General features: G+C 70.9%; 27 protein-coding genes and 2 pseudogenes. 16 read left to right on the top strand and 13 right to left on the bottom strand.

The genetic code is table 11. The annotated features are described in order from the left end of the window. Window positions 1-88 precede the first annotated feature (88 nt). Window positions 89-1,291: an erythromycin esterase family protein gene (locus AB0J04_RS21430; protein WP_363170114.1), complete on the bottom strand. Its 1,203-nt coding sequence runs from the start codon at window positions 1,289-1,291 to the stop codon at window positions 89-91. Between the two features lie 58 nt (window positions 1,292-1,349). Here AB0J04_RS21430 and AB0J04_RS21425 point away from each other — a divergent pair, with 58 nt between their 5' ends. Then, on the top strand, window positions 1,350-2,084 hold the full coding sequence (locus AB0J04_RS21425) for a TioE family transcriptional regulator (protein ID WP_363170113.1): 735 nt from the start codon (window positions 1,350-1,352) through the stop codon (window positions 2,082-2,084). Between the two features lie 89 nt (window positions 2,085-2,173). On the opposite strand, the gene AB0J04_RS21420 is transcribed toward AB0J04_RS21425, so the two are convergent. Together AB0J04_RS21420 and AB0J04_RS21415 are read right to left on the bottom strand one after the other, a co-directional pair. After that, on the bottom strand, window positions 2,174-3,139 hold the full coding sequence (locus tag AB0J04_RS21420; protein ID WP_363170112.1) for a D-2-hydroxyacid dehydrogenase family protein: 966 nt from the start codon (window positions 3,137-3,139) through the stop codon (window positions 2,174-2,176). A gap of 188 nt (window positions 3,140-3,327) precedes the next feature. Then, complete coding sequence (locus tag AB0J04_RS21415; protein WP_363170111.1) at window positions 3,328-4,872, bottom strand: PLP-dependent aminotransferase family protein; 1,545 nt, start codon at window positions 4,870-4,872, stop codon at window positions 3,328-3,330. Between the two features lie 21 nt (window positions 4,873-4,893). On the opposite strand from AB0J04_RS21415, the gene AB0J04_RS21410 reads away from it, so the two are divergent. Continuing rightward, entirely contained in the window at window positions 4,894-5,841 is a 948-nt protein-coding gene (locus tag AB0J04_RS21410) for an EamA family transporter (RefSeq protein WP_363170110.1), read from the top strand. A gap of 141 nt (window positions 5,842-5,982) precedes the next feature. Further along, window positions 5,983-6,543: a hypothetical protein gene (locus AB0J04_RS21405; protein WP_363170109.1), complete on the top strand. Its 561-nt coding sequence runs from the start codon at window positions 5,983-5,985 to the stop codon at window positions 6,541-6,543. Between the two features lie 80 nt (window positions 6,544-6,623). Here the strand turns inward: AB0J04_RS21405 and AB0J04_RS21400 are convergent, their stop codons facing one another. The 3 genes and pseudogenes from AB0J04_RS21400 to AB0J04_RS21390 all read right to left on the bottom strand — a co-directional run. Further along, on the bottom strand, window positions 6,624-8,912 hold the full coding sequence (locus AB0J04_RS21400; protein WP_363170108.1) for an alpha-L-rhamnosidase C-terminal domain-containing protein: 2,289 nt from the start codon (window positions 8,910-8,912) through the stop codon (window positions 6,624-6,626). A 536-nt stretch (window positions 8,913-9,448) separates the two neighbouring features. After that, the gene (locus AB0J04_RS21395; RefSeq protein ID WP_363170116.1) at window positions 9,449-9,613 is read right to left on the bottom strand and encodes a hypothetical protein; all 165 of its coding nucleotides are present in this window, start codon (window positions 9,611-9,613) and stop codon (window positions 9,449-9,451) included. 282 nt (window positions 9,614-9,895) lie between these two features. Continuing rightward, window positions 9,896-9,970, bottom strand: a pseudogene (locus AB0J04_RS21390) (hypothetical protein); the annotation flags it as partial. A gap of 80 nt (window positions 9,971-10,050) precedes the next feature. Between AB0J04_RS21390 and AB0J04_RS21385 the strand changes: the two are divergent. The 3 genes from AB0J04_RS21385 to AB0J04_RS21375 all read left to right on the top strand — a co-directional run bounded on the left by AB0J04_RS21385 (window position 10,051) and on the right by AB0J04_RS21375 (window position 11,918). After that, complete coding sequence (locus tag AB0J04_RS21385) at window positions 10,051-10,320, top strand: hypothetical protein (protein WP_363170106.1); 270 nt, start codon at window positions 10,051-10,053, stop codon at window positions 10,318-10,320. Window positions 10,321-10,410: 90 nt separating this feature from the next. After that, window positions 10,411-10,737, top strand: a complete 327-nt coding sequence (locus AB0J04_RS21380; protein ID WP_363170105.1) for an antibiotic biosynthesis monooxygenase — start codon at window positions 10,411-10,413, stop codon at window positions 10,735-10,737. Between the two features lie 353 nt (window positions 10,738-11,090). Further along, window positions 11,091-11,918 (top strand): hypothetical protein, encoded by an 828-nt coding sequence (locus tag AB0J04_RS21375; protein ID WP_363170104.1) that lies wholly within the window; start codon window positions 11,091-11,093, stop codon window positions 11,916-11,918. A gap of 76 nt (window positions 11,919-11,994) precedes the next feature. Here the strand turns inward: AB0J04_RS21375 and AB0J04_RS21370 are convergent, their stop codons facing one another. Together AB0J04_RS21370 and AB0J04_RS21365 are read right to left on the bottom strand one after the other, a co-directional pair. Further along, on the bottom strand, window positions 11,995-12,846 hold the full coding sequence (locus AB0J04_RS21370) for an aminoglycoside phosphotransferase family protein (RefSeq protein WP_363170103.1): 852 nt from the start codon (window positions 12,844-12,846) through the stop codon (window positions 11,995-11,997). A gap of 180 nt (window positions 12,847-13,026) precedes the next feature. Beyond that, complete coding sequence (locus AB0J04_RS21365; protein WP_363170101.1) at window positions 13,027-13,461, bottom strand: VOC family protein; 435 nt, start codon at window positions 13,459-13,461, stop codon at window positions 13,027-13,029. Between the two features lie 233 nt (window positions 13,462-13,694). On the opposite strand from AB0J04_RS21365, the gene AB0J04_RS21360 reads away from it, so the two are divergent. The 4 genes from AB0J04_RS21360 to AB0J04_RS21345 all read left to right on the top strand — a co-directional run bounded on the left by AB0J04_RS21360 (window position 13,695) and on the right by AB0J04_RS21345 (window position 18,025). Then, complete coding sequence (locus AB0J04_RS21360) at window positions 13,695-14,258, top strand: dihydrofolate reductase family protein (RefSeq protein WP_363170100.1); 564 nt, start codon at window positions 13,695-13,697, stop codon at window positions 14,256-14,258. Between the two features lie 249 nt (window positions 14,259-14,507). Next, on the top strand, window positions 14,508-15,038 hold the full coding sequence (locus AB0J04_RS21355; RefSeq protein WP_363170099.1) for an ATP-binding protein: 531 nt from the start codon (window positions 14,508-14,510) through the stop codon (window positions 15,036-15,038). Window positions 15,039-15,204: 166 nt separating this feature from the next. Beyond that, window positions 15,205-17,319, top strand: a complete 2,115-nt coding sequence (locus AB0J04_RS21350; RefSeq protein ID WP_363170098.1) for a SpoIIE family protein phosphatase — start codon at window positions 15,205-15,207, stop codon at window positions 17,317-17,319. Between the two features lie 64 nt (window positions 17,320-17,383). Then, window positions 17,384-18,025 (top strand): hypothetical protein, encoded by a 642-nt coding sequence (locus AB0J04_RS21345; protein WP_363170097.1) that lies wholly within the window; start codon window positions 17,384-17,386, stop codon window positions 18,023-18,025. Here AB0J04_RS21345 and AB0J04_RS21340 read toward each other — a convergent pair. Next, the gene (locus AB0J04_RS21340; protein WP_363170096.1) at window positions 18,000-19,166 is read right to left on the bottom strand and encodes an acyl-CoA dehydrogenase family protein; all 1,167 of its coding nucleotides are present in this window, start codon (window positions 19,164-19,166) and stop codon (window positions 18,000-18,002) included. The two genes, AB0J04_RS21345 and AB0J04_RS21340, sit on opposite strands and share 26 nt — an antisense overlap. Window positions 19,167-19,196: 30 nt before the next feature. Further along, window positions 19,197-20,396 (bottom strand): CaiB/BaiF CoA-transferase family protein, encoded by a 1,200-nt coding sequence (locus AB0J04_RS21335; RefSeq protein WP_363170095.1) that lies wholly within the window; start codon window positions 20,394-20,396, stop codon window positions 19,197-19,199. Window positions 20,397-20,518: 122 nt separating this feature from the next. Between AB0J04_RS21335 and AB0J04_RS21330 the strand changes: the two genes are divergently transcribed. From AB0J04_RS21330 to AB0J04_RS21310, 5 genes and pseudogenes are all read left to right on the top strand, one after another. Further along, window positions 20,519-21,442, top strand: a complete 924-nt coding sequence (locus AB0J04_RS21330) for a LysR family transcriptional regulator (RefSeq protein WP_363170094.1) — start codon at window positions 20,519-20,521, stop codon at window positions 21,440-21,442. Window positions 21,443-21,545: 103 nt separating this feature from the next. Next, window positions 21,546-22,088 (top strand): phosphonopyruvate decarboxylase, encoded by a 543-nt coding sequence (locus tag AB0J04_RS21325; RefSeq protein WP_363170093.1) that lies wholly within the window; start codon window positions 21,546-21,548, stop codon window positions 22,086-22,088. Continuing rightward, on the top strand, window positions 22,085-22,681 hold the full coding sequence (locus AB0J04_RS21320; RefSeq protein ID WP_363170092.1) for a thiamine pyrophosphate-dependent enzyme: 597 nt from the start codon (window positions 22,085-22,087) through the stop codon (window positions 22,679-22,681). Before AB0J04_RS21325 ends, AB0J04_RS21320 begins: the two co-directional genes overlap by 4 nt. Window positions 22,682-22,809: 128 nt before the next feature. After that, window positions 22,810-23,673, top strand: coding sequence for a MaoC family dehydratase N-terminal domain-containing protein (locus AB0J04_RS21315; protein ID WP_363170091.1), 864 nt, complete (start codon window positions 22,810-22,812; stop codon window positions 23,671-23,673). A gap of 139 nt (window positions 23,674-23,812) precedes the next feature. After that, window positions 23,813-23,986, top strand: a pseudogene (locus AB0J04_RS21310) (CoA ester lyase); the annotation flags it as partial. 208 nt (window positions 23,987-24,194) lie between these two features. Here the strand turns inward: AB0J04_RS21310 and AB0J04_RS21305 are convergent. Continuing rightward, entirely contained in the window at window positions 24,195-25,061 is an 867-nt protein-coding gene (locus tag AB0J04_RS21305; protein WP_363170090.1) for an AraC family transcriptional regulator, read from the bottom strand. A gap of 84 nt (window positions 25,062-25,145) precedes the next feature. On the opposite strand from AB0J04_RS21305, the gene AB0J04_RS21300 reads away from it, so the two are divergent. After that, entirely contained in the window at window positions 25,146-25,565 is a 420-nt protein-coding gene (locus AB0J04_RS21300) for a hypothetical protein (protein ID WP_363170089.1), read from the top strand. Window positions 25,566-25,592: 27 nt separating this feature from the next. Here the strand turns inward: AB0J04_RS21300 and AB0J04_RS21295 are convergent, their stop codons facing one another. Together AB0J04_RS21295 and AB0J04_RS21290 are read right to left on the bottom strand one after the other, a co-directional pair. After that, window positions 25,593-25,946, bottom strand: coding sequence for a VOC family protein (locus tag AB0J04_RS21295; protein ID WP_363170088.1), 354 nt, complete (start codon window positions 25,944-25,946; stop codon window positions 25,593-25,595). Window positions 25,947-26,087: 141 nt separating this feature from the next. Continuing rightward, complete coding sequence (locus tag AB0J04_RS21290; RefSeq protein ID WP_363170086.1) at window positions 26,088-26,567, bottom strand: MarR family transcriptional regulator; 480 nt, start codon at window positions 26,565-26,567, stop codon at window positions 26,088-26,090. Between the last annotated feature and the right edge of the window lie 57 nt (window positions 26,568-26,624).

The following is a 26,624-nucleotide window of genomic DNA, read 5'->3' as shown; positions in this document are numbered from 1 at the left end:
CTCGTACTGGACGTACTTGGGCTTTCGGCCGGTGCGGCGAGAGTGCGTGCCGGGCGTCGCGACGGGGCGAACGTTGCCTGCCGCGGCACTAGCTCTGCCGGACGTCCCTGACGAACACGATCCCGTCGTATCCGGGCAGGTGGGCCGGGTCGAGCGGGGCGTAGCCGTAGTACGGGGACACCCGGTGCGCGGGGCGCGTGTCGCCGAGGGCGGTGGCCAGTCGGGCGGGGTCGACGACGCAGCGGTCCTGCGGGAGCGCGTAGAGGAGTCCTTCGACGGTGTCCGGCGGCGGGGCGTTCACGCCCTGGTGGCTGATCGTGCCGAGGGCCGTGGCCAGGAAGGCGTACTCCTCGCCCAGGCGGGCGTTCACGAGTGCGCCGGCGCTCCACCACTCCAGCGGCAGGTCGCCCATCCGCATCGTGCTCTTGTCCCGCTGGAGATGACCGTTGTGGGCGTGGACGAGTGCCGGGGACCGTTCGGCGAGGGCGAGGAGGTTGTCGGCCATCATCTGGTCCCGCAGGCCGACCAGCCTGGTCATGCGGGCCGGTGAGGTGTCGGCCATCCAGTGGTGGTAGCGGAGCAGGCCGACGGCGGTGCGCCCGTACAGGCGTGCGCGGTGCCAGTCCTCCCGCGAGGTCGCCGCGATCAGGTGTGGTGTCTCCGCGTCGAGCAGCGCCACCAGATCGTCGGCGATCAGTCGCAGCCGGCCGGCCTCCGCCGACCGGCCCACGGACCGGGACGGGTCCATCATCGCTGCGGGATCGGTCCACCGGTCGTCGGCGCCGAGGAGGCGGTCGAGCGTTGCCGCGCCACAGGGCAGCAGGTCCGTGTCGACCCGGGCCGCGAGGCTGTCGTGGAGTGCGGTGAGGGCCTGCCGGGGGCTCGCCGCGCCGGTGATCTCCAGCGGGCCGTCGAAGCCGGCGAAGCGGAGGCGCTCGGACGCGGGCCGGCCGTCGTTGTGGGCGCGCATCCAGCGCACGAGTTCGCGGTTGGCCGCCGACGCGCCCCAACCGTGGCTGAACCCGCGCTCCATGACCTCGTCGAGGGCGCCCGTGCCCGTGGTGACGTAGTCGTCCACGACCAGGCCCATCATGCAGTCGCTCTCGATGGTGATCGTCCGGTAGCCCCCCTCCTCGACGAGTTGCCGGAAGAGCTCGTTGCGCAGGTCGAGCAGCGTGTCCTGTCCGTGGGTGGGCTCGCCCAGAGCCAGCAGCCGCGGCCGGCCCGCGAGCAGCCTCATGACGGCGGCGGCATCGATCGCCCGGGCGGATTCCTTGATGTCGGTAGCCATGCCTTCAACGGTATCGTTGAACCTTCGGTTGAAACTTTTCCGCGATATCGGCAGGGCCATGGGACGAAACCTTCAAAGCGGTGAACGGCTCAGGCCGGTTGACCTGGCGCGCGGGCACGGTCTGTCCACGCAGGCGATCAGGAACTACGAGGAGGCCGGCATCCTTCCGCCCGCCGGTCGCACACCCCACGGCTACCGCACCTACAGCCCGCTGCACGCACAGGCCCTGCGCACGTTCCTCGCCCTGCTGCCCGGCCACGGCCACCGGACGGCGACGTCGATCATGCGGGCCGTGAACGAAGGCGCGGCCGAGGAGGCGTTCCGCCTCATCGACGAGAGCCACGCCCAACTCCTCGACGACCGTCGGACTCTCCAGGCGGTGGAGCGCGCCCTCGGCGGCCTGAAGGCCACCGGTGCGAAGGCAGATCCAGCCGTGCCCATCGGGCCCGGCGGCACATTCATCGGGCCGCTGGCGGAGCAGCTCGGCATCCGGCCCGCGACACTGCGCAAGTGGGAGCACGCCGGGCTGGTTCGCCCACGCCGCGACCCGCTGACCGGGTACCGCGTGTACGACGAGGCCGACGTACGGGACGTCCGGCTGGCCCACCAACTCAGGCGCGGTGGCTACCTGTTGGAGCAGATCGCCCCGCTGATCGCCCAGGTGCGGGAGGCCGGCGGACTGGAGCCGCTGGAGGCCACCCTGCGCGACTGGCACGGCCGGCTGTCCGCCCGCGGGCGGGCGATGCTGACCGGGGCCGCGGAACTCGACTCGTACCTGAGCCGACGCGGCTGAGACCTCGGCAGTGCCCACAGCGCTCCGTCCGGCAGGCCGCCCTGCCCGGGATGCAGGCCTGGGGCAACCGTCCCACCCCCGCCCGCTGATCACCCGGCCGTCAGCGGGCGGAGTGGAGTGCCGGAGAGGAAAGCGGTGATGTCTTCCACCGTCTGCGTGTAGAAGGTGCGGTAGTTCTGCTCGGTGACATAGCCGAGGTGCGGGGTGGCGAGCACGTTCGGCAGGGAGCGCAAGGGGTCGTCGGCGGGGAGCGGCTCGGTGTCGAAGACGTCGAGCCCCGCCCCGGCGATCCACCCCTCGCGCAGAGCGTGCAGAAGTGCCGTTCGGTCGACGATGGCGGCGCGGGAGGTGTTGACCAGGTAGGCGTGCGGACGCATAGCGCGCAGCTCCGGCTCGCCGAGCAGGCCCCGGGTGCGGTCGGACAGCACCAGGTGGATGGAGACGAAGTCGCTGCGGCGCAGCAAGTCGTCCTTGTCGGGGGTGAGTCGGACCCCCGCGTCGGCTGCTCGCTCGCTGGTGAGGTGCTCGCTCCAGGCGAGGACCTCCATGCCGAAGGCGGTGGCGACGTCGGCGACCCGGGTGCCGATCTTGCCGAGTCCGAGCAGGCCCAGGGTCCGGCCGTGCAGGTCCTGGCCCACGGTGGACTGCCAGGGGCCGCCGGCGCGCAGCGCCCGGTTCTCGGCGGTGATGTGCCGGGCCAGGCCCAGGAGGAGCGCCCAGGTCAGCTCGACGGGCGGGGTGGAACTGCTTGCCGTGCCGCAGACGGTCACGTCCTGGGCCGCCGCCGCGGCGAGATCGATGGAGGCGTTGCGCATGCCGGTGGTCACCAGCAGGCGCAGCCGGGGCAGGCGGCGCAGCAGATCGGCGTCGAAGGGAGTGCGCTCGCGCATGGCCACGACGATCTCGCAGTCGGCGAGTTCGGCCACGAGCGTGTCCCGGTCGGTGATGTGTTCGCGGAGGGTGCGCACCGTGACCCGGTCGGCGAGGGGGTTCCAGTCCGCCAGGGTGAGGGCGGCGCCCTGGTAGTCGTCCAGTACGGCGCAGTGGAGAGTCATGCGGGCGATTCTGCCTTTCGTCGGTCCGCACGCCGGGTGCGGGTGAGGCGGTCGACGACGACAGCGGCGGCCGGGGAGCCGAGGAGGGGGCCAGCAGGTACACCGCCAGGAAGGGCGTGTCGCCCGCGAGCAGGGCCGGGCCGAAGCGGCGGACGGGTTGGCGACTCCGCCGGCACCGCTCCCTCTCGTCAGGACCTCAGGTCCCGCAGAGCAGTGCCGATGACGGCGATGCCCTCCTCGATCTCGTGGGTGGGGCCCGCCGCGTAGCCGAGGACCAGGCCCGGCGGACCGGGGCTGATCCGGTGCCAGGACAGCGGGTGCGCCTTGACGCCCCGCGCGAGAGCGGCCGCGGCGAGGTCGGTGTCGCGGAAGCCGCCCTGCGCGTCGTCGAAGGTGACCATCAGGTGCAGGCCGGCGGCCGCCCCATGGACGCGGGCGCCGGGCAGGTGCGTGTCGATGGCGCGCAGCATCACGTCCCGGCGCCGGCGATGGCGCAGCCGGACATGGCGCAGATGCCGTTCCAGTTCCCCCGAGTCCATCAGCCGGGCGAGGATCAGCTGCGTCAAGATGCCGTTTCCGAGGTCGGCGTACCGCTTGGCGGTCACGGCGGCGTCCAGCCGGTCGGGTGGCACGAGGAGCCAGCCGACCCGCAGTGCCGGAGCGAGCAGTTTGGACACGCTGCCCGTGTGGCAGACGCCCTCGGGCAGCAGCGAGCGCAGCGCCGGCACCGGCGGCCGGTCGTAGCGGTGCTCGGCGTCGTAGTCGTCCTCGATCACCACCCCGCCGTCGGCTGCCCAGCTCAGCAGCTCGCGGCGGCGTTCCCCGTCGAGGACGACGCCTGCGGGGAACTGGTGGGCCGGGGTGAGCAGCACCGCTCGGGCGCCGCTCGCGCGCAGCGCGCCGACATCGAGGCCGCCCGCGTCCACGGGAACGGGGACCACCTCATGGCCCCCGTACTCCAACTGCTGGCGTGCGCCCAGCGATCCGGGGTCCTCGACGGCGATGCGGCGGACGCCGTCCGCCCGCAGGAGCTGCGCGAGCAGGCCGAGTGCCTGTGCCACGCCTGCGACGATGATCACCTCGGCCGGGTCGGCGCGGATGCCGCGATTGCGGGCCAACCAGCCGACCACGGCCCGGCGGAGAGCGGGGGCGCCCTGCGGGTCGCCGTAGCCGAAGTCGGCCGGCCCGACGCCGGCGAGGACGGCGCGTTCGGCGCGCAGCCAGCCGGTGCGGGGGAAGGCGGCGAGGTCGGGCACGCCGGGGGAGAGATCGATGCGGCACGGCAGGGCGCGCAGGGCGTCGACGACGCCTTCGCGGTCGGCCGAGCCGAAGAGCGCCGTCCCGGGCCCGGCGGGAGGGCGGCCACGCTCGCGGGGCGCGGCGGGGGCCGCCACCACCACCGTGCCGAGCCGGCCGCGACCGGCGATCTGCCCGGATTCGGCGAGCCGCCGGTAGGCCTCGGTGACCACGCCCCGGGTGATCTGTAGCTCTGCGGCGAGCACCCGGCTCGCCGGCAGCCGTGCTCCGACCGGCAGCCGGCCGTCGGCGATGGCGGATCGCAGCCGGTCGGCGAGCCAGGCGGTACGCCCGCCGGACGGCGCCTGGCCGATGTCGAGTTGGAGGAAGTCCGAGCCGACGGTCGCGCCGGGTGCCGACGTGCCGGCCGCCGAAGGCGGGCGCGCCTCTTTGGACCCCTCGGCCGCTGGGTTTGTGGACCTGCCCATGACGACCATTGTGCGGGCAGGGTGGCCGGTATGGAAACGCCCTCCGCATCGTTCGCCCAACTCGTCCCCGGGATGCTGGGGATGGCGCTGGTCGGCAGCAGCGTCACCGTCTCGCACACCCTCGTCGACGCCCCGTTGTTCACCGCCCAAGCCGTCCGGTACGCCGCCGCGACCGCGATCCTTGTGGTCGTCGCCCGGTTCGCCGGTGCTCGCCCGGTGTGGCCACGCGGACGGGAGTGGCTGTGGCTGACCGGGCTCGCCGTCACCGGTCTGGTGCTGTTCAACGTGGCCGTGGTCCGGGGCGTCGCGCATGCGGAACCCGCGGTGATCGCCGTCGCGGTGGCATGCGTACCTCTGGTCCTCGGGGTGGTGGGCCCGCTGTTGGAACGGCGTCGGCCGAGCAGGCAGGTCCTGTTGGCCGCGCCGGTCGTCATGGTGGGTGCGGTGCTGGTGGAGGGGACGGGCCGCACCGACACCGTCGGCGTGGCCTGGGCGGCGCTCACCCTGGGCTGCGAGGCCGCGTTCACGCTGCTCGCGGTGCCGGTACTGCCACGGCACACACCGTGGGGGGTGTCCGTGCACGCGACGTGGCTGGGCGGTGTGCTGCTGGCCGGCCTCGGCGCGACGCGCGAAGGGCCGTCGGCCGTACGGCAGTTGTCCGGGGTCGAGTGGGCGGCCGTCGGCTATCTGGCGCTGATGGTGACCGCGGTCGCCTTCGTCCTGTGGTACTCGACGGTGCGCTCCGTCGGGGCGGGGCGAGCCGGGCTGCTGACCGGCATCGCCCCGCTGGCGGCGGCGGTCGTCGGCATGGTGTCGGGGACCGCGACACCGGGGCCGTGGGTATGGCTGGGCATCGCCGTGGTGATCGTCGGCCTGGTCGCCGGTCTGCGGCCACGAGAGGTTCCCACCGCGGAGGGCCCGGACGCCGATCGCACGGCCCGGGCGGATCCCCCGCCCGCCTCGGTGCGCTCCAGGTAGCGGTGGCCGGTCGGCGGACCAGCCCGCACCCTGTGTCCGACGTTGGGTGGCGTTGCTGCTCGTGGAGCTGAAGAATTCTGGCTGATGGCGGTCCGCGGCAGCTACCGCGAACCGGGCCGAGGGACAGGGACGGGACAACCGATGCTGATCGCGAGGACGTTGGCGGAGGCGCAGGTCTACCCGAGTCTGACGATCGCGGCCGACCGGACCGCACCTGCCGTGGAGCCCCTCCCGATCGTGCCGGGTCAGAACCTGACCGAGGGCGCGGACGCCTGGACCCTCGCCACGCAAGCCGGTGACATCGCGATCCCGTACGTGTCGGAGGAAGCGGCCCGCACGGTCGGCGCGCGGTTCGGGCTGGGGGTTTCACACCTCGTGGACGCCGCTCAGTGGGCCGAGGTGGCGGCGACGTACGCGCGCCGGGCGCTGGAGGCGGACCTGGCCTGCACCGGCGGTCCGGACCAGGACCGGTTCGGTGTCGAGCTGAACTGGGAGTTCGCCGCGGAAGCGGTCGGCGAGGCGCTGAAGTTCCTGCCGGAGGGTGCGGACGTGGTTCCGGACGAAGGTGTCTGGTCCGAGGTCGGCCGCCAGTCCCGGGCGCGGAACCCGGAACTGGTGACCCGCGCGAAGCTCATCGACGACCTGGAGTACTACCGGGGAACGCTGGAGGATTTCCGCGCGTTCTACGGCGGGACGTCCTGAGGGTCGGTCCGCTCGGTCCTGACCCGTGCGACAGAGGCAGCCGGTCGACGCCGACCACTCGCCGGAGCAACGGCGTCGGCTCAGCTGTCCCGCGCGGCTGTGAAGGTGTGTGTGCCCGGGCCCAGACCGGAGATCGTGACGTGGTTCTCGGCAGCCCGCACGTCACCGTCCAAGGCCCGCTGCCCGTTCCACAGCAGGCGGCCGCCGCTTCGGACGGTCAGTCGGCGGCTGTCACCGGGGAGCGTGACCGTGCCCCGAGTGCCGTGCGGCGCATGGACGGTGAGTTTGAAGGTTGAGCGGTTCTGTTCCCAGACGACCCGCAAGGGGCCGTGCGGCGTGGGCAGTTGGCCCTGTGCCCAGGCGATGCTTCCGGTGCGGGGCCGGACTTCCCAGGTGGCGAATCCCGGAGATACGGGCCTGGCGCCCAGGAGTTGATGCGTCAGCGCCGGCAGGACGCCGGTGGACCAGCCGTGGGCCATGCTGGTGTAGGCGCCCTCGTAGAGGGATCCGTCGGGGCCGATGCCTTCCCAGTGGGTGATGCCGGGGTCGTGGCTGTCCATCCACCCGTAGGTGCGGCGGATCTGGTCGAGGGCCGAGTCGGCCCGGCCGGTCTCGAACCGGGCCACGATCTCGGGGTACGAGGTGAAGGCGTACACCCGCTGTGAGGCGTCGCCGAAGAGGGTGTCGTTGTCCATGAACGCGTTGCCGTACGGCCGGCGGGTGGTCGCGTCGAGGTGGGACAGCGCCGATGCCGCGCGATCGGCGTCGGCGACACCCGCGGTGATGGCGATGGAGTTGCCGTCCTGGGCGTGCCGCACCGGCCCGGTCGCCGAGTCGAGGTAGGCACCGGCGGACGCGTCCCACAGCAGGGCGTTGACCGCGTCGCCGACCGCGCCGGCCCGCTGGCTCCAGCGCTCGGCGTCTGCCGTATGTCCGAGCCAACGGGCGAGCTTCGCGGCGTCGTTGAGGGCCTGGACGTAGTTGGCGTTGTAGTAGGTGATCCGTCCGGTGCGGTTCAGGAAGGCGTAGTCCCCGTATCCGCCTGTTCCGTTGAGCCCCTTGCTGAGCAGGCCGGCGTCGTCCGTGACGCTGGGGTACCAGGTGTCCAGCACCTTCAGGAGGTTCGGGTAGTAGCGCTCGGCGTAGGCGCGGTCCCCGGTGTACAGGACGTAGTCCCAGCTGCACGTCACCCACCACAGCGGATAGTCGAACAGCTGGAGGGCGTAGCCGGCGATGGAGGCCGGGGGGATCCAGCCGTCGGCGCGCTGATGCTCGGCCAGGTCGGCCAGCACGTTGCGGGCGGCCTGGGCGGCCTCGTCGTGGGTGAGATAGAGCGTACGGGCGGACACCGCCAAGTCGCCCACGTAGGGATCGCGGTCGCGCTTCGGCCCGTCGTGCAGAACCAGCCTGCCCTCGAGCGATGCGCTCCAGGCGTTGCGCGGGTCGACGTCGTCCTGACGGAAGGTGTCGGTGACCAGCTCGTTGGTGTACGACGCGCCGTACCAGTAGCGGTTGAGGTCCTCGTCGGAGCACAGGAACCAGCCGCGATAGGTGCCGGGCGTGCCGAGGTAGGCGGTGAAGTCCAGGCTGACGGAGTCGATCTCGACCGTTCCCCAGGGCTGTGCCGCCGGAGCGTCCGCCGCCAGGGCGTCCAGGGTGATCTTCAGATAGCGGAAGCCGTGCAATCCGTCCGCGTAGACCTGGTTCCCGGTCTGGTAGCCCTTGCGATCGGTCCACTCCGCGCCCTTGGCGGGTACCGCGAACTGGTCCGTTCCCCGGGCCGGCACCCCGGACTGGTCGGAACGTGTGAAGTCGGAACGGTCGGTGAGGAACTGCTTCGTCTCGGAGAAGGCGAGCCTCACCCCGGGGAGGTTGTCGGACGCGGAGGCGAACCGGATCCGCGGGTACCCGACCACGACTTTGCCGAAGTCCACGGTGACACTGGGCACTTCGACCGGTGCGACTGCTTCGGGCCACACTTCGTTGACCCGGCTGAAGGCTCCTCGGGGGGTGTCCTGTACCGCCGTCACGGTGATGCGGACCTTGGTGCCGGACATCGGCGTCGGGAACGGTACGGCCCGCTGGACGACATCGTTGTCCGAGACCGTGGCGGCCGACTGCCAGACGCCGTCCTGCCAGACGTCGACGGTGAAGTCGGTCGGCACGCCGTCGCTGTTGGAGACGAGGGTGATCCCGGAGAACTCCCGGACGGCAGGCACTGTGACGGTGAGCGTGTCGGGAGACACGCCGAGTGTGTCGTCGTTCCAGAAGGTGTCCGGGTCGCCGTCGACGGCGTTGCCGGCGTCGTAGGTGCGCGGCTGCCCGTCGTTCCCGCTGTTGCCCGCGTGCGTCGACGAGGCTTCGGCCACGGTCCCCGCGGGCCAACGGGGTGCCGGCGCGGGCTGTGGACGGTGCAGGACGGTCCGGGATCCACCGGGTTTCAGCAACCCCTTCGGCACGCGTACGTCGCCGGTGGAGGCGAGGACGCGCGTGGGCCGTACGGTGCGGGAAGCGGGGGCCTGCACATAGTGCTGCCAGCCGGTCCCGGGGCGAGGCGCCGTTGCTCTCGCGCTGTCCGGTGCCGGTCCCGGAGCCGGAGCCGCGGATGCCGTGTCCGCCACGGGAAGTCCGGCCACGGACAGGGCCACAGCTCCTCCCCCGGCGGTAAGGACCGTACGTCGGCGGGGGCCGGGCTGCGAGCCGTTTCCGTGCGTGCTGCTCAAGGTCATGACGCCCTCATTCCTCAGCGGTCAAGTGATTGAAACGATTCAATCCTGCTGGGCGAGGTGACGGTATCTCAGGAATCCGCTTTCCGTACAGACATCGCACAGCACCTGCTCGACGCTGGAGCCGCAACCGATCTCGCACCGGGTGCCGCCGCCACAGCGGCGGATCGGCCGCTCCGTCACACGCGGGCGGCGTGGGAGTACGCCGCGCGGACGCTCGAGGGCGCATGGCCGCTGTGGCCCCGGTCCAGTGAGCAGCCGCGCTCGGCGGCCCAGGCCCGGACCACGGTGAAATCCGGGTCTGGCCCCAGGGCGAGCGTCCCGCTGACCGTGTACGCGGGCAACCAAGCAGTGTCTGGCCGGGCTCGACGACCACCGCGCCGACGGGCGCCCGTCCTCCCGACGGTCATCTCCTGCGGCACCGCAGACGCAGTGGTGGGCATGGGCGTGGACGGGGGCGGGGGCGGGGAGCGCTCCGGGCCGAGGGCAGACTGGTGATCCAACGACGTAGGCCGTCCGCGTCGAGCCGCCCGTCCCGGCAGGCCAGGACGTGGGTGACCGACAGCCCGGTCCGGACGGTCCCTGGCCGGCCGGGTCCGTTCGTCGGCGAAGACGATCTCGTCCGCGGTGCGGCTGCCGTAGAGCAGCGCGATCCGGCCGTGGCCCGGCCGGGCGGCGAGTCGCGTGCGGATCTCGCTCATCATCGGTGTCACGCCGCTGCCCGCCGCGACGAGCACGAGCTCGTCCGGGCCCCGGATCTGCGGGAAAGGACGTCGTTCAGGTGCGTGGCCTCCTCGCCCGGCACCCGGACGTTCGTGTGCGAGACCTCGACACCGCGGCCGAACCGATCGTGTTCACCGTGGAGTTGAACACGCACAAGCTCATGGCCGACCCGCGGATCATCCCGGTCGAGACGTTCGAGACCGAACTGGCGGACATGGTCACTCGCTGTCTGCGCGGCGATCAGCAGCCCCTGACCAGCGCCTGCCTGCCTGTCGGCCCGCCGGTCGCTTTGCGCACTGGGTGGCCGATTCTCTTTCCAGGAACGTGAGTTGCCGACCAGGCAGCGGGGTTGTGAGTTCAGGGGGTGCGCGAGATCGTTTGAGGCGAGACTGCCGGTGTCGTCTGTTGGAGGACCTCCGTGACCGATCCTGAGCCCGCGTCGCTGCCCGCCCCGCCCTACTACGCCGTGGTGTTCACCGCAGTGCGGACCGCCGGCGACAACGGCTACGCGGACAGGGACGAGCGAATGATGAAGCTTGCCGCCGACCAGCCGGGCTTCCTCGGTGTCGATGCCGCTCGCGGTGCGGACGGCCTGGGGATCACGGTGTCGTACTGGAGGGACGAGGAGGCGATCGCCGCCTGGCGCGACAACGCAGAGCACGCCCTGGCCCGCGCGGACGGACGCGAAGCCGATACAGCGGACTCACCCTCTACCAGATCCTCGACACCATCCAAGACCTGCTGAACTGCTGGACCGGCACCTGCACCACCTGCCACCGCCCCCTGCCCACAACGTCCACCACCAGCCAGAACCCAAGATCCAGAGCAACCTAACGGAGTCCTACTAGACGGCGTCAGACTGACTGGATGGGGGGATCACCGACAAAGGCCTGGGCGCGGTTCAAAGACCGTGTGGAGGAACTGGGCGGCGAGGTGCTGGAGACGAAGTGGCTCGGCAGCGCCGCCAAGCACTGAGTTCGATGCCCGAAAGGGCACGAGACAGCAGCAATTCCGAACAGGGCGCAACAGGGTCAGGGCATGTGCCGACCTTGTTCCGGCAGTGATCCGGCTACGGCCTGGGCGGCGTTCAGGTCCCGGGTGGAGGAACTCGGCGGAACCGTAGTCGAGTCGGAGTGGCTCGGGAAGGATGAGCGCCACCGGGTGATCTGCGCGAAGGGACATCCGTGCCGGCCTCGGCCCGGCTATGTACGCGGCGGTGGGGGTATCTGCTCGGTGTGCTCCGGCAATGACCCGGCTACAGCCTGGGCGGCGTTCAAGACCCGGGTGCAGGAACTCGGCGGAACCGTCGTGGAGCCGGAGTGGCGGGGGAAGGCAGAGCCCCACCGCATCATCTGTGGAAACGGCCATCCTTTCAGTCCCACTCCGAACAATATTCGCGCCGGTTCGGGCCGCTGCCTCAGGTGCGTCGGCATCGACCCCGTCGCATGTTGGAAGTGGTTCAAGGCTCGGGTGCAGGAACTCGGCGGAACCGTCGTGGAGCCGGCGTGGCTGGGCGACGGAACCGCACATCAACTGATCTGCCGCGAAGGTCACCGGACCAGAACCATCCCCAGTGGCGTCAAGCAAGGGCAAGGACTCTGCCGACATTGTGCGGGCAAGACGTGGGAGGTGTTCTACGTCGTAGAGAGCCCGAACCACGTGAAGTTCGGGATCACTTCCGGAGATCCTCGCCCCAGGCTGCGGACCCATGCGAAGGACGGCTTCACTGTCGAGGTTCGCGTCATCCGGGACCTTCCGGGTGATTTCGCACCCGACTTGGAAACCAGCGTTCGGTTCGCCCTCGCCGACGCGGGCTTGAAGCCCGTGAGAGGACGGGAGTACTTCCCGTCCTCGGCCACTCCGCTGATTCTGTCCATCGTCGACCAAGGACTCGGTGAGATCGGCCGCCGGCACGTGCCTCTTTGACCGGTTGGTCGAGACCTGCCCGGCGAGCTCGGTCCGCTCCAGACCGCCCGCCGACTACGGCCTCCAAGGTCCGCGATCAGCCAGGGGTATCAAAGGCGTTGCGCTCGAGTGCTGTTCGGATCTGGCTGAGCCACTCCGTGCCCAGCCGGCGCCCGTCCGGGAGTTGGTCGCCTCGATCCCAGCGCCACGCCGTGATCATCGCCAGCACGAGGATCCGGCACTCGCGCAGCAAGTCCTGATCGACACCCGGATAGTGCTCGCCGACCTCTTCGGGGGCATGGGCGAGGTCGAATTCGACGGGCCCACGGCAACACGTCTCCAGGTCGATGAACAGCAGCCCGTTCTTCGTGGCGAGCAGGTTGCCCGGGTGCGGCTCGCCGTGCAGCAGCTGCTCGGCGCTGCCACGCTCGCCGATCACTCGTCTCAGGCTTCGTAGTGTGTCGCCGAGCAGCTCCCGGTCCGCGTCGGCAAGCGCCGGAGTGCGGTCGCGGTTCGCCACGAGTTGTTGGGCCTGCTCGACTCGATCCGTGAAGTGCGGCGTCGGGACATCGAGCTTGCGCATGCCGGCATGCAGCCGCTCGAGCGCTTGCGCGTAGTCGGCTGCTGAGACCTGCCGAGCTGCCACGGGCTGGTAGTAGGTCCACAGCGTGACCACGAAGCCGTCACGCTCATGGACGCGTGGCTCCACCCGGGGTTCGAGGGCAGCCACAGGGCACCCGGTTTCGGCGAACCGCTGAGCAAGGTCGATCTCGAACTGTGCGACCTGCTCCGCCACAGGCGCCACCCGGGCCAGGACGTCACAAGGCAGCAGCCGCAGAGTGAGCTTGTTCGAGTCATGAAGAACGATCGCGTCATCGACGGCCAGACCAAGTGATGAGGCGATGGACGTGGCCGCGGCCACCGAACGCACTACCTCTGACGCCTGCATCGTCGCCTGACCTCTCCCCCTTGAGCACCGGTCATAACTCCCCAAGCGGTTGCACACCCTACCAAGTCGCCGATGCCGAGCTGTGGTGGTGCGGCCGGGACCAGGCAGGGGCAGCACCAGGGCCCGCTGGGGTCGGTCCCGGGCCGGGACGGCTCCTCACCTTGCCGTCTCGGGGAGTACTCAGTCGATACAGAACTCGTTGCCCTCGATGTCCTGCATCCCGATGCACGACTCGTTCTCGTCATCGGCGGGCAGTAGCCGCACCCGTACCGCGCCGAGCGCGACCAGTCGTGCGCACTCGGCCTCGAGTACGGCGAGGCGCTCTTCACCCACGAGCCCGGTGCCGACCCGCACGTCAAGATGCACCCGATTCTTGACGACCTTGCCCTCGGGAACCCGCTGGAAGTACAGCCGCGGGCCCACACCTGAGGGATCAGAGCAGGCGAACCATGAACCCCGGTCCTCGGGCGACCGCGAGCTCTCGTAGTCGTCCCACGTGGCAAACCCCTCCGGTGGCGGCGGTACGACATACCCCAGCACCTCGCACCAGAAACGAGCGACGCGCTCAGGTTCCGCGCAGTCGAAGGTGACTTGGAACTGCTTGATCGATGGCATCGGCGCACCATAGCAGGGGGACCATGCTGCTCATCTCCCGCTAGGCGTAGGCACTTTGACGGGGAGATGGTCTTTGAGAGCCCCTGCCGCTGCTGTGTCGGGGAATGGCACCCCGGCAGCCCGCTGGAGGCGGTGAGCCCGTCGGAGAGATCTGAGGGGTTCCCGCGAGCCGCGATGAGTCCTGCGCCGCCGGCGGTCGTACTGTCGAAACCCGCTACCGAGGAGGACTTCTGATGCGCAGCGTGACCTATTCGATGAGCGTCTCGCTTGACGGCTACATCGTCGGGCCGGACGGCGGCTTCGACTGGACGGTGCCCGGCGAGGAGGTCTTTCGCTTCTGGATCGACGAGATTCGACAGGTCGGCGTCCACCTGTTGGGACGGCGGCTGTACGAGACGATGCTGTACTGGGAGACCGCCGACCAGGATCCAACACTCGGCGACGCAGAGCTCGAGTGGGCCGCGCTCTGGAATCCGCTCCCCAAGGTGGTGTTCTCCACCACGCTCTCGGCGGTGCAGGGCAATGCCCGCCTGGCCTCCGGCGGCGTGGCGGAGGAGATCGAGCGGTTGCGAGGCGAAGCGGGAGAGGGCGAAATCGCGATCGGAGGCGCGACTCTCGCGGCGGAGGCGGCTGCGTCGGGTCTGATCGACGAGTACCGGGCCATGGTCTACCCGGTGCTGGTCGGCGGCGGCATTCCGTTCTTTCCCCAGCGCGAGCGCCGGGTGGATCTCGCACTCGTCGAGACCCGCACCTTCAGCTCGAAGGTCGTCTACCTGCGCTACCGCGTGGCGCGCTAGGGGGCTTCTGATGGATCTCCGTGGGAGAAGGAGCGGCGTTCGGTGCGTGCTCTCGGTGTGCCGGGCGAGAGTGCGTGCCGGGCGTCGCGACGCCGCGGAGATCCATCAGAAGCCCCCTAGGCCTATCGACTCGTAGCGTTGTGCACACGGCGGATCGCTGCCTGGTTGCGGGCGGTCGCCGCGCAGGTGTCTTCGCCGATTTCTCCCCTGCCCGTTCCTACGGCGGGCACGGCGCTAGCGTCGGGTCCCATGATCGTATGGCTCAACGGCACCCACGGCGCAGGCAAGACGACGACCAGTGCACTCGTGCAGCAACTGATCCCGGATTCACGGGTGTTCGACGCCGAGAAGGTCGGTGAGACGCTCATGGACATCAAGCCGGGGCTGCCCGGGCCCGGGACGGACAACTTCCAGCACTGGCCGCCGTGGCGGCCGCTCGTCGTCGAGACCGCCCGCCGTGTGCTCGACTTCGCCGGCGGCACGCTGGTGATGCCCATGACTGTCCTGGTCGAGCAGTACTGGCGTGAGATCAGCACAGGCCTCGCCCAACATGCCATCCCGGTACGGCACTTCGTCCTCCACGCCGACCAGGACACCCTCCGCGGGCGGATCGCGGGCGACACCGTCATCGGCCCCAACTCCACGTTCCGTCTCAAGTACCTCGAGCCCTACGCCGAGGCGGCCCGCACCTGGCTGCACGACGAGGCCGAGGTCGTCGACACCACACACCTCACGCCCGCCGAGGCCGCCCTGCGGATCGCGGAGGCCGTCAAGGACTGAGGTCCGCAGCAGCGCGGCGTCCTGCCGGACGGCCTCCGGCCCGATGACGCGCTCCGCCCACCGCGCCGTCGAGAACCGTCGGGTCGGACGCCGCGCGGCTGATCCACATGCTGTCGCCGCCGTGCGGGCTTAGCGTTCTGACCATGGGCGTCAGGTGTTGCGCTACATGACCGGGGCCAGGACCGGAGAGCGGCCGGGTGAGGGCGATCCGCTCGGCGAGGCCTTGGCGGCGGCCGTGCGCCGTACGGGCGCCAGGTACGGGGGTGTCTATCTGCTGGACCCGGCCGAAGCCTCGCTTGGACTGATCGCGCTGTGCGGTATGCCGGTCGAGATCTTCATGCCCTGGTGGCGGGCGTCTTTCGCCGTCCGCGGTCCCAGTCAGGACGCGATACGCGACGAGCGGCTCGTCTGGGTGAGTTCCCTCGAGGAGTTGGCCCGTGTCTACCCGCGCGTCGCGGCGGCCATTCCGTATCCGATCGCGTTCGTCTTCGTTCCGCTCACAGGGGTCCGACACTGCCGGGGTGCGCTGCTGCTGAGCTGGGCTCCGGGGCGTTCCCCCGTCCTCAGCCGCAGGGAGCGCCGGCGCATCGTCTCGAGCGCCCGGCACATCGCCCGCGTCCTGGACGCAGCCGCCCTCCCGCCGGCCATTCCGGACCGGCCGCGCTTCGTCCGTCCCCGCCGCGCGGAGCCGCCGCCGCAGTCCGGGCTCGCGGCGGCCGACCTGCTGGAACGCCTTCCCCTCGGCACGCTCGCCCTCGACCTCGGCGGGCGCATCACATATGTGAACGCCGCGGCCGCCGGCCTGCTGGGCAGACCGGCGGAGCAGTTGCTGGGAACCCAGCCATGGCAGTCACTCCCGTGGCTGGACAACATCGCGTACATCGACGCGTACCGCACGGCCCTGAGCAGTCGCGAGGCGCTCGCCCTGACCGTCCTGCGCCCGCCGGACCAGTGGCTCGACTTCCGCCTCCATACGGACGACGGCGGCACGAGCGTCCTCATCACCCCCGACCGCTCCGCCCAGCCCCGGGCCACGCAGCCCGCCGCCTCCGGGACGCCCCCGGAGAGCCGCATCCATCTCCTGATGGCTCTGGCGGCCGCCCTCACCGAGACCGTCGGGGTGCAGGACGTCGTCGATCTGGTCGCCGACCAGATCCTGCCTGCCTTCGGCGCCCACGGCATGATCATGTCCACCACCGAGGCAGGCCGGATACGGATCATCGGGTACCGCGGTTACGCCCCCGCCGTCATCGAACAGCTGGACAGCCTGCCCGCGGACGCCGATCTGACCCCCGCGGGCCGTGCTCTGGCCACCGGCGCCTTCTCGTTCTTCGCCGACCGCACCGAACTGGCCCACCTCTACCCCAGGACCCCGCAGATCAGCGGCAAGCAGGCGTGGGCCTTCCTGCCGTTGGTCAACTCCGGGCGCCCTCTCGGCTGCCTCCTCCTCGCCTACGACCACCCGCACCCCTTCACCGCCGGCGAACGGGCCGTCCTCACGCCTCTCGCCGGCCTCATCGCCCAGGCCCTGGACCGGGCACGCCTCTACGACGCCAAGCACAGCCTCGCCCACGCCCTCCAGCAGACGCTGCTGCCCCACGCCCTGCCCAGCGTGACCGGCCTCGACGTCGCGGCCCGCTACCTCCCCGCCAGCCACGGCATGGACATCGGCGGCGACTTCTACGACCTCATCCGCCTCACCGACACCACCGCCGCCGCGGTCATCGGAGACGTGCAGGGCCACGACATGACGGCAGCCGCCCTCATGGGCCAGGTCCGTATGGCCGTCCACTCCCATGCCACGGCCGGAGCCACCCCCGACCAGGTCCTCAGCCGCACCGACCGCGACCTCGCCGACCTCAACGCCAGCCGATTCGTCACGTGTCTCTACGCCCACCTCGACCTGGCCCGCCACCAAGTCACCCTCGCCAGCGCCGGCCACCCGCCCCCGCTGCTGCGCCACCCCGACAACCGGGCCCAGGCCGTCGACATCCGTCCCGGCCCGCCTCTCGGCATCGGCATCGGAACCCACGCCTACCCGCTCACCACCGTCTCCCTCGCCCCGCAGGCACTCCTCGCCCTCTACACCGACGGCCTGGTGGAATCACCCGGCATCGACATCGCCCACACCATCGCCGACCTCGTCCATCACCTCGGCGAGTCGAGCGGCTTTCCCCTGCACCAACTCGTGGACAGCCTCGTCCACCGCACCAGCCGCGCCGGCCGGCACACCGACGACATCGCCCTGCTGCTCCTTCAGCCCAACCGCAGCGTGGATTGAGTGCTGAGGGGAAGCGCCGGGCCGGAGGATTCTTGGCGCGCCGGTCCTGGTAGAACAGTGACCGGTGGGTACCCAGGAGCGCGAACGCAAGGTGTACCGGCCGCTGCGGCGGGCCGGCCTCGAGGTGATCCCGAACGCCGTGCCGGACGGCACCATGCCGTTCGTCTCCGGCTACGGTGGCGAGGACATCGTCGGCGGCTTCTCCCACCCGTACGACACCCCACGGCTCGTCGAGAGTCTCAACGAGGACTGGTACGACCTCGCGGTGTCGTCGGGTCTTCTCGACAACCGGCGCGAGTTCCTCGTCCAGCTTCCCCAGGGCACCCGCACGCACGGGGCCTCCTTGCAGCACATGCACTTCGGCCGCGGCCCGGCATCGGCGGTCTGGAGCCGGGTCCGGCTCCTGGACCGCTGGGACATCATGGGCCGGGGCGCGGCGTCGGCGTTCCTCGGCATACGGGCGGGCCACCCGGGCTTCGGCATGTTGGCTCTCGACAGCAGCGTGTACGTCACGGCCTCGACGGGCGAGATGGGCGTCGATGTGCTCGCGGTGCGCCACCCGGACCGCTCGGAGGACGTCCTGCGGCACCTGGAACGGCTCGCGCTGTGGGACGGTCCCCTCTCCGACCGCGAGTTGCGGAAGCGGATCGCCGTCTGGCTCGCGGGGCGCACGACGAACCTCACACGTCGAGGCCCCCGCGCTTGACGAGTTGGCTTGCGATGACGTTGCGCTGGATCTCGTTGGTGCCCTCACCGACGATCATCAACGGGGCGTCCCGGAAGTAGCGTTCGACGTCGTACTCGGTGGAGTAGCCGTAACCGCCGTGGATGCGGACGGCGTTGAGGGCGATCTGCATGGCCGTCTCCGAGGCGAAGAGCTTCGCCATGCCGGCCTCCATGTCGACCCGGCGGCCCGCGTCCGCCTCACGGGCCGCGTACAGGGTGAGCTGGCGGGCCGCGGTGAGTGAAGTGGCCATGTCGGCCAGGTAGTTGCCGATGGACTGGTGCTGCCAGATCGGCTTGCCGAAGGACTCCCGCTCCTGGGCGTACGCGAGCGCGTCCTCCAGGGCGGCCCGGCCGACGCCGAGGGCGCGGGCGGCGACCTGAAGGCGGCCGGTCTCCAGGCCCTTCATCATCTGTGCGAACCCCTTGCCCTCGACACCGCCGAGTACGGCGTCGGCGGGAGCACGGTAGTCCTCGAAGGACAGCTCGCAGCTCTCGACGCCCTTGTAGCCGAGCTTGGGCAGGTCGCGGGAGACCCTCAGCCCGGGCCCGTGCTCGACCAGGAGGATCGAGATGCCCTGGTGCGTGGGGGTCGCGTCCGGGTCGGTCTTGCACAGCAGGGCGATCAGCCCGGACCGCCGGGAGTTGGTGATCCACGTCTTCGCACCGTTGACCGCGTAGCCGTCGGCGTCCCTGCGGGCGACCGTGCGCATGGCCTGGAGGTCGGAGCCGCCGCCCGGCTCGGTCAGCGCCATGGTCGCGCGGACCTCGCCCGTGGCCAGCTTCGGCAGCCTGCGGCGCTTCTGCTCCTCGGTGCCGAAGCGCAGCAGCAGCTTGGCCACCACCGTGTGTCCGCCCATCGCGCCGGCCAGGCTCATCCAGCCGCGCGCCAGTTCCTCGGTGATCAGCACGTAGCAAGGGGTGGAGACGGGCGTGCCGCCGTACTCCTCGGGGACGGCGAGTCCGAAGACGCCGAGCCGTTTCATCTGCTCGATCAGTGCCTCGGGGTAGATGTCGGCGTGTTCCAGCTCCCGGACCACGGGCTTGACCTCCTCGTCGACGAAGTCGCGCACCGTCCTGACGATGAGCTGCTCGTCCTCGGACAGGATGTCGAGAGTGCTCATGCTGTATCGCTCCCGGATGTGAGACCTGTGTCAGAGGACTCGGTCGGCTCGTAGGGCGTGGATCTCGGCCGGGCCGTAGCCCAGTTCGGCGAGGATGGGTTCGGTGTGCGCGCCGACGGCCGGGACGGCGTCCATGCGGGGCGTCACGCCCGCCAGGTCCGCCGGCGGCAGCAGGGCCGGGACTTGCGCGCCCCCGGGAATCGGCACGTCACGCCAACGGCCCCGGGTGCTGAGCACAGGGTGGGCCAGGAAGTCCTGGATGTCGTTGACGCCGGCGTTGGCGATGCCCGCCTCGTCCAGCGCCTTCGTCACCTCGGCGCTGTCCGACCTGGCGAAGCGTTCGGCCACGATCGCGTCGAGTTCGTCGCGGTGGGCGACGCGGGCGGAGCCGGTGGCGAAGCGAGGGTCGGCGACGAGGCCGGGGACCCGGAGGAAGCGCTCGCACAGGGCGGCCCACTCGCGTTCGTTCTGGACGGAGAACAGCACGTCCTTGCCGTCGGCGCAGGGGTAGGCGCCGTACGGGGCGATGGTGGCGTGCTGGGTGCCGATGCGCGGGGGCTGGGCGCCGCCGAAGCGGGTGTAGTAGGCGGGTTGGCTCACCCACTCGGCCAGGGCCTCGAACAGCGACACCTCCACCGCCCGCGCGACGCCTCTGGTCGCCCGCGCGAACAGGGCGGTGAGGATCCCCGAGTAGGCGTACATGCCGGCGGCGATGTCGGCGACGGAGATCCCCACGCGGGCCGGCCCGTCGGGGTTTCCGGTGAGTGAGACCAGGCCGGTCTGGCACTGGACCAGCAGATCGTAGGCCTTGCGGTCGGCCCAGGGGCCGCTGGAGCCGTATCCCGAGATCGAGCAGGGGATCAGCGACGGGAAGCGCTCGCGCAACGCGTCCGCTCCCAGGCCCATCCGCGCGGCCGCCCCTGGCGCCAGGTTCTGCACGAACACGTCCGCCCGGGCCAGGAGTTGCTCCAGGATCTGCCGGCCGCGCTCCGATTTCAGGTCGAGGGTCAGGGACTCCTTCGAGCGGTTGAGCCAGACGAAGTAGCTGGACTCGCCGTGCACGGTCGTGTCGTACCTACGGGCGAAGTCACCGTCTCCCGGCCGCTCCACCTTGATGACCCTCGCGCCGAGGTCGGCCAGCTGACGGGTGGCGAAGGGCGCCGCCACCGCCTGCTCGACACTCACGACGGTGATGCCGGACAGCGGCAGGGCTTCAGGATCCTCGGTCATTGCGTTGGCCTCCGGAAGTGGGCTCGACCCGCTGAAGTAACATCATGGGCACTCATTACGGCATGAGTGAAATGATAATTCCTGATGGCACCATGCCCGGTGCGGATGGCGGTGGGAGAGCCGTGGACGTCAAACAGCTCAAAGCGCTCGTCACCGTCGCCGAGGTGGGCAGCGTCACCCGGGCCGCCGAGCTGCTGCACCTGGTGCAGCCGGCCGTGACCCGGCAGATCCGTACCCTCGAGCAGGAACTCGGCGTCCCGCTGTTCGAGCGGACCCGGCAGGGCATGCGGCCCACCGAGGCCGGGACGATCATGGTGGAGCGGGCCCGGCGGGCGCTCAACGAGCTGGAGCGGGCCCGCGCCGAAGTGCAGCCCACGCCGGGCGCGGTGACCGGCATCGTCACCGCCGGCCTGCTGGAGAGCACGACCGATCTGCTGGCCGAGCCCCTGGTCGCGGCGCTGGCCGGAGAGCACCCGGGCATCGAACTGCGCCTGATGACCGCCTACTCCGGGCACCTCCAGCGCTGGCTCGACGACGGCGACCTGGACCTGACCCTGCTGTACAACCTGGACAGCACCCCGTCGCTCAACGCCCGTCCGCTGGTCCGGGAGCACCTGTGGGTGGTCGCTCCGCTCTCCGCCGGGCTGCGGGCCGAACGTCCCGTGTCCTTCGCCGAGGCCGCGGCTCATCCGTTGGTGATGCCCGCGTCGGGCCACGCCCTGCGCGCCCTGATCGACGCCGCAGCGGCGCGGGCCCGGACCGCCATGGACGTGATCGTCGAGACCAACTCCATGCGGGTGCAGAAGCAACTCGTCGTGGCCGGACACGGCTGGACCATCCTGCCGGGCGTCGGCATCGCCGAGGACGTCGAGAACGGCACGCTCAGCGCCGCGCCTCTGTGCGAGCCCGATGTCCGGCGGTCGATCGTGCTCGCCACCCCGCGCTCCGGCCGGACACCGCCCGCCGTGGAGGTCGTCGCACGCGAACTCGTACGGCAGATCGACGCGGCCGTACGGCAGGGCAGATGGCCCTCCGCCCGAACGTAGGCGCAGACGCACCCCCTGTCGGAGGCAGGCATGCGGACAGGGCATACCAGGATCACGATTTTCTATTGTTCAACGCCATCCATCAGCCCCCATGATGTGCGCCATGAACGAGACCTCCGCACCCGCGCCGCCCTCCTGGCAGGAGGACGTGTTCGCCGCGCTGAAGAAGCGTGGCGTCCGGCAGATCGCCTACGTCCCGGACTCCGGTCACTCCCATGCCATCCGTGAGGCTCGGCGGGACCCCGCGATCCACGACGTGGTGCTGACCACCGAGGAGGAGGGCGTCGGCGTGGTCGCCGGGGCCTGGCTCGGCGGCCGGCGCGCGGTGCTGCTGATGCAGAGCAGCGGCGTCGGCAACTGCGTCAACATGTTCTCCCTGCTGCAGATGTGCCGGTTTCCCTTCCTGACGCTGGTGACCATGCGCGGCGAGTACGCCGAGTTCAACCCGTGGCAGGGCCCCATGGGCCGCACCACGCAGCAGGCGCTGGAGCTCATGGGCATCACGGTGCTGCGCGCCGATGCCCCCGAAGACGTCGAGGAGACCGTGGAGGCGGCCCTGGACTCGGCGTTCGAGGCGGGCGAGCGCGTCGCCGTGCTCCTCGGGCAGAAGCTGATCGGCCGCAAGAAGTGGGAGCGCAACCGATGACCACCGACACCCTGGCCCGGCTCGACCGCCGCCGCTTCGTCGCCGACCTGATCTCCCGGCTCCCCGTGGACGCCCTGGTCGTCACCGGCCTCGGCTCGCCCAGCTACGACGTGTTCGCGGCCGGCGACCGCCCCGGAAACTTCTACCTCTGGGGCGCGATGGGCGCCGCCGCCCCGCTCGCCCTCGGCCTCGCCCTGGCGCGGCCCGACCGCCCGGTCGTCGCGATCACCGGCGACGGCGAACACCTCATGGGCATCGGCACGTTGGCCACCATCGGGGTTCGACTCCCCCCGAACCTCGCCCTCGTGGTCCTGGACAACGCCCACTTCGGCGAGACCGGCATGCAGCCCAGCCACACCGGACTGGGCACCGACCTCATCGCCGTCGCCCAGGGCTTCGGCATCCACGACACCGTACGGATCACCGACCTCGCCCAGACCGAGGACCTCGCCGCCCGCATCGAGGCACGCACCGCGACGACGTACGCACAGGTCCTCATCGCCGCCGACGAACCGCCGCGCGCCCTGCCGCCCCGCGACGGCGTCGCCAACAAGAACTCCTTCCGCGCCGCGCTCGGCCTGAGCACCTTCTGAACCGGAGGGATGCCCCGTGCAACGCTACGAGCCGTTCATCGACGGCGCGGTCCGGGCCGCCCACCACGGGCGAAGACCGCCCCGCTCACCTGACCACCTCCGCCCCTCCGCACAAGGAAACGAAGCCCATGCCCGCGCCCCTCGCCTCCTACGTCGAGTCATGGCACCCCGAACCGGTCACGGACGAGGACGCCCTGCCACCCGGTCCGGTGGCGGCCCTGTCGGCGTTGCTGGACCTCCCCGCCGACGCCGCCGAGTCCGGCGACCCGCTGCCGCCGCTGTGGCAGTGGCTGTACTTCCTGCACTGGCCGCCCCAGCAGGCCCTCGGCCCCGACGGACACCTGCGGGACGCCCGTTTCCTGCCTCCCGTCCCCGACCGTCGGCGGATGTTCGCCGGAGGACGCTGCGAGATCGCCGAGCCGCTGCGCGTCGGCGAGCCGGCCGAGCGAGTCAGCAGCCTGACCGCGGTCACGCCCAAGCAGGGCCGCAGCGGCGAGCTGCTCTTCGTCACCGAACGCCAGGAGTTCCGGCAGAACGGCCGCACCTGCCTGGTCGAGGAGCAGGACATCGTCTACCGCTCCGGCGACGGCTCCGCGTCCCGGCACCCTGCCGCCGTCGACGACACGGCCGTACCCGAGCCCGAGGGGCCGTGGCGGCTGCCCCTGCGGCCGGACGAGACCCTGCTGTTCCGCTTCAGCGCGCTCACCGCCAACGCCCACCGCATCCACTACGACACCCCGTACTGCCGCGAGGTGGAGGGCTGTCCCGGTCTCGTCGTCCACGGCCCGCTGTTGGCCCTGCTCATGCTGGAACCCGTCCGCGCGAACGCCCCGGAACGGCAAGTGCGCTCGCTGTCCTACCGGCTGCACCGGCCCGCGTTCGTGGGCGAGCGCCTCCTCGCCGACGGCGCGTCCTCGGCCGGACACGCCCAGCTGCGCGTCGCCACTCACCGCGAGGCCCGGCACGCCACCGCCGAGGTGACCTTCGGATGAGCCGGAGCCACGCGGACCGCGAGCGGATCAGCGGCGCGCGCATCCTGCTCTTCGTGCCCGGCGACCGGCCCGACCGCTTCGCCAAGGCCGCCTCCCGCGGCGGCCGACCTCGTCGTCAACCCCCTGGTTCGAGGCGGACCTGGCACGAGTCGCCGACCACCGCTGCCCCCTCATGGTCCCCAAGGCCGAGGACCCGGGCGTCCTCACGGAGATCACCGCCCGCACCGCCGGGCGCTGCCCGGTGATACCCCTGATCGAAACGGCGCTCGGCATCGAACGGGCCCACGAGGTGTACGCCGTCCCGGGCGTCGTTCGGGCCACCTTCGGCAACGTGGACCTCGCCGCCCAGCTCGGCATCGCGGGGGCTCGCTCCCGGCTGGTCCTCGCCTGCGCGGCGGCAGCCGCCCCGTCGCCCATCGACGGGGGAGAGCAGGTGCCCGGCGTCCTCCAGGTCGGCGTCCGTCCTCTCCGCTCAGCCGACCTGCCGCACACCTGCCCACCCCGGGGGCTTGGCGCCTTGTTCAGCTGTGCTCAGGCTCCACCGGGAGCCAGAGTTCCGCGTCGGCCTCGGTCTTGTCCGGCGACAGCCGGGTGCGCAGGACCTCAGGGCCGGGACGGCTGCGGTACGGGTTCGACGGGAACCATTCGGTGAACACGTCCCGCCACAGCTCCTGGATGGCCTGCGGCACCGGCCCGGAGGTCGTGAAGACCGCCCAGGTACCGGCCGGAACTGCCAGGGCGGTCGCGCCCTCCGGGACGGCCGCAGACGTGATCACGCCCTGGTAGTAGTCGAGTTCGGTACCTTCGGCCCGGCTGGGATCCAGGTCGTCGCAGACGGCGACGATGCCCTGGGGCTCCTGGTCCGAGAGCTCCTCCAGACGCTCCAGCGTCCGCGGGTCGATCCCGCGGACGAAGTCCACGATCGCCTGGTTCGGCCCCACGTGCACCAGGGGTACCCGGGTCTTGAGCCCGGCGACGGTGAAAGCCGGCTTGTCGACAACGCGGTAGCGCATATTGCTGCTCCCTTCGATGGTGAGACGGAAGGACATCCGGGACTGGGAGCTGAGCTCGGCGCCGGTACGCCGGGCCTCGCCCGGTCCGATGCCGTGCATGGCACGGAACGCCCGCGCGAACGACTCACCCGAGCCGTAGCCATAGCGCACCGCGATCTCCAGCAACGTCTCACGCCCCGCGAGTACTTCGGCGCCCGCGAGGGTGAGCCGACGGCGCCGGATGTACTCGGACAGCGGTATGCCCGCCAGTGCGGAGAACATCCGGCGCAGGTGATACTCCGAGGTGGCCGCGATGCGTGCCAGCTCGGCCACCTCGATCGTCTCGTCGAGATGGCGCTCGATGTGCTCCATGGCCTGGTTCAGCCGCTCCAGCATGCCCGGCCTCCTTCCCTTTGACGATCACGACGCTATGCGTCGCCCACCCTGCCGGACCCGACATCCTGTGCCCGATCAAGTCGGGTGCGCGCGGCTGCCCCAAAGGCCGGGCAACACCCTCTGCCGGCGCGGGCCGAAGGTCTGCACTGCACCGCGATCCGCGTCACGGGCGGCTACCCGGACCGGATCGAGACCACCGCGCGCCATGCGGCGGCGGGCGGGCTGGAGGTGTGGTTCTCGCCGTTCCCCTGCGAGATGACCGACGAACAGATGCCGCCGTACTTCGCCGACTGCGCCGAGCGAGCCGAACGCCCGCGCCACGACGGCGCCGACGTGGTCCGCACCGTCCGCCCGCTCTTCGCCGGCCCGGTCAGCTACGCGTCGTGCCCCCTGGTCGGCGTGGACCGGAGCCCGTTCGACATCGTCGGCCTGGACGCCTTCCGGAGCCGACTCCAGCACGCTCCGGGAATCGGGAGGTCGTCGACGACAGTCGGCGACTCCTGAGGTTCTTCGCGCTCGGCATGGGGCCGGTCAGGCGGGTTGCCACAGCTCGACCCTGTTGCCGTCGGGGTCGGTGACCCAGCCGAATCGGCCGACGCCCTCCATGTCCTGCGTTTCCTCGGACACGTCCGCTCCCTTGGCACGCAGTTGCGCAAGCATCGCGTCCAGGTCGCGGACCCGGAAGTTGAGCATGGTCTGCTGGGCGCGGGACCCGAAGTAGTCGGTCTCGGACTCGAACGTCGCGAACACCGTCGGCCCGGCTTCCTGACCCCACAGACCGTGCTCATCGGCGTCCAAACCCAGGCAGTCGCGGTACCACGCGCTCAGGACCGCCGGGTCGGCCGCCCGCAGGAAATATCCGCCGATTCCAAGCACACGTTCCATGCCGCCATCTTGCCAGGACGTGCTTCGCTGTACGGGATCGGCGCCCGGGACGCGCGGGCGTCCGGTGCTGGACCGCAGGTCGGCGCGCAAGGGGCAACCGATCGACGGGACGCGGTTCCGCAACCCGGGGCCACCGCCCTCTCAGGTGTCCTGGCGCCGCCCCGTCAGAGAGGCGAATCCGTCCTCCAGGCCCTGGCGGAAGGCCGACCGCTGTTTCTCGGGCATGTCGCGCAGCAGCTCCTCCTCGAGCTTCTGCACCACGGGCGTGCACGCCGTCAGCAGCTCCGCACCGGCCTCCGTCAGACGGGCCTCCATGATCCGCCGGTTGCCCGGGGCATGGGTGCGCTCGATCAGCCCTCGTTCCTCCAGCCAGCGCACGATCTCGTGCATCGTCTGGGGCCTGACGAAGGAGCGGCGGGCCAACTGGGCGGAGGAGAGACCGCCTCGGTGCTGGAGCACGGTCAGGGCCGTGTACTGGAACGTCGTGAGTCCGTACGGCCGCAGGGCCTCGTCCATGAAGGAACGGATGGCCAGCTCGAGCTGCTTGACGAGGTAGATCGTCAGCGGGCCCTGGTGGCCCTGCGGGTCCGACTCCGGATCCGGCCCGGCTGCCTCCGTCATCGTGCGCACCTCTTGGTCGGTCGTCGTCGGGGAGGTCGGGAGGCGCCGCCGGAGAGG

The sequence above is a fragment of the Streptomyces sp. NPDC050263 genome (assembly GCF_040655955.1).
Classification (GTDB): domain Bacteria; phylum Actinomycetota; class Actinomycetes; order Streptomycetales; family Streptomycetaceae; genus Streptomyces.
This window is presented reverse-complemented; position numbering and strand designations above follow the sequence as displayed.

What these genes read in the sequence shown, in the direction of transcription:
- AB0J04_RS21430 (WP_363170114.1), bottom strand. Translation starts at nt 1,291, where the DNA reads ATGGCTACCGACATCAAGGAATCCGCCCGGGCGATCGATGCCGCCGCC.
- AB0J04_RS21425 (WP_363170113.1), top strand. Translation starts at nt 1,350, where the DNA reads ATGGGACGAAACCTTCAAAGCGGTGAACGGCTCAGGCCGGTTGACCTG.
- AB0J04_RS21420 (WP_363170112.1), bottom strand. Translation starts at nt 3,139, where the DNA reads ATGACTCTCCACTGCGCCGTACTGGACGACTACCAGGGCGCCGCCCTC.
- AB0J04_RS21415 (WP_363170111.1), bottom strand. Translation starts at nt 4,872, where the DNA reads ATGGTCGTCATGGGCAGGTCCACAAACCCAGCGGCCGAGGGGTCCAAA.
- AB0J04_RS21410 (WP_363170110.1), top strand. Translation starts at nt 4,894, where the DNA reads ATGGAAACGCCCTCCGCATCGTTCGCCCAACTCGTCCCCGGGATGCTG.
- AB0J04_RS21405 (WP_363170109.1), top strand. Translation starts at nt 5,983, where the DNA reads ATGCTGATCGCGAGGACGTTGGCGGAGGCGCAGGTCTACCCGAGTCTG.
- AB0J04_RS21370 (WP_363170103.1), bottom strand. Translation starts at nt 12,846, where the DNA reads ATGCAGGCGTCAGAGGTAGTGCGTTCGGTGGCCGCGGCCACGTCCATC.
- AB0J04_RS21365 (WP_363170101.1), bottom strand. Translation starts at nt 13,461, where the DNA reads ATGCCATCGATCAAGCAGTTCCAAGTCACCTTCGACTGCGCGGAACCT.
- AB0J04_RS21360 (WP_363170100.1), top strand. Translation starts at nt 13,695, where the DNA reads ATGCGCAGCGTGACCTATTCGATGAGCGTCTCGCTTGACGGCTACATC.
- AB0J04_RS21355 (WP_363170099.1), top strand. Translation starts at nt 14,508, where the DNA reads ATGATCGTATGGCTCAACGGCACCCACGGCGCAGGCAAGACGACGACC.
- AB0J04_RS21350 (WP_363170098.1), top strand. Translation starts at nt 15,205, where the DNA reads ATGACCGGGGCCAGGACCGGAGAGCGGCCGGGTGAGGGCGATCCGCTC.
- AB0J04_RS21340 (WP_363170096.1), bottom strand. Translation starts at nt 19,166, where the DNA reads ATGAGCACTCTCGACATCCTGTCCGAGGACGAGCAGCTCATCGTCAGG.
- AB0J04_RS21335 (WP_363170095.1), bottom strand. Translation starts at nt 20,396, where the DNA reads ATGACCGAGGATCCTGAAGCCCTGCCGCTGTCCGGCATCACCGTCGTG.
- AB0J04_RS21325 (WP_363170093.1), top strand. Translation starts at nt 21,546, where the DNA reads ATGAACGAGACCTCCGCACCCGCGCCGCCCTCCTGGCAGGAGGACGTG.
- AB0J04_RS21320 (WP_363170092.1), top strand. Translation starts at nt 22,085, where the DNA reads ATGACCACCGACACCCTGGCCCGGCTCGACCGCCGCCGCTTCGTCGCC.
- AB0J04_RS21315 (WP_363170091.1), top strand. Translation starts at nt 22,810, where the DNA reads ATGCCCGCGCCCCTCGCCTCCTACGTCGAGTCATGGCACCCCGAACCG.
- AB0J04_RS21305 (WP_363170090.1), bottom strand. Translation starts at nt 25,061, where the DNA reads ATGCTGGAGCGGCTGAACCAGGCCATGGAGCACATCGAGCGCCATCTC.
- AB0J04_RS21295 (WP_363170088.1), bottom strand. Translation starts at nt 25,946, where the DNA reads ATGGAACGTGTGCTTGGAATCGGCGGATATTTCCTGCGGGCGGCCGAC.
- AB0J04_RS21290 (WP_363170086.1), bottom strand. Translation starts at nt 26,567, where the DNA reads ATGACGGAGGCAGCCGGGCCGGATCCGGAGTCGGACCCGCAGGGCCAC.